Source organism: Acinetobacter sp. AKBS16 (assembly GCF_002899995.1).
In the GTDB taxonomy this organism is placed as follows: Bacteria; Pseudomonadota; Gammaproteobacteria; order Pseudomonadales; family Moraxellaceae; genus Acinetobacter; species Acinetobacter baumannii.
The window spans coordinates 1-551 of the sequence record NZ_POYH01000072.1; the positions used below are offsets into that span (position 1 = coordinate 1).

The 551-nt window shown below is 40.1% G+C and carries 2 protein-coding genes; one reads left to right on the forward strand and one right to left on the reverse strand.

Annotation, left to right across the window (positions count from 1 at the left end):
• Positions 1–286, forward strand: a 286-nt coding sequence (locus C1642_RS13060; protein ID WP_146035331.1) for a chromate transporter, incomplete at its 5' end; no start/stop codon positions are given.
• Positions 287–369: 83 nt separating this feature from the next.
• On the opposite strand, the gene C1642_RS19370 is transcribed toward C1642_RS13060, so the two are convergent.
• Positions 370–551: NAD(P)H-dependent oxidoreductase (locus C1642_RS19370; protein WP_228153876.1), on the reverse strand; the 182-nt coding region annotated here is incomplete at its 5' end.

Here is a 551-nt window from a genome sequence, read left to right on the forward strand (position 1 = left end):
TGTCTTTATTTTTGCGGGTGCACCGATTATTGAATCTACACATAACGAAATTAAATTTACTGCCCCCCTCACTGCAATTACCGCGGCTGTGGTCGGTGTCATTTTAAATTTAGCACTATTTTTTAGTTATCACGTGTTATGGCCACAGGGTTTTTCAGGCCATTTTGATATTGTCGCGGCCCTCATTACTGTAGCTGCATTTATTGCTTTATTCCGATTTAACATTAACGTGCTGTATGTCATTTTTGCTTCGGCACTGGTTGGGCTCGCAGTCACTTTCTTTTAGTTATTTACTGATTGAATTGATTTTTCAAAATCATAATCTCAATAAGGCCGAACAGTTCCTTTACTGTTCGGCTATTTATATTTTTAACCCGCTAACTGGGCAATTTGCGCTGCTGCATTATCTAAGGCAGCTTGACGTGCTTCTGGTCCGAAAGCGATTCCTTCGGCGCGCACAAAAGTGATATCAGTCACCCCAATAAAATTGAAAAACGCTTTGATATAAGTTTCTTGATAGTCTAAAGCTTCGGCTGGTGAACCTTCTGAAT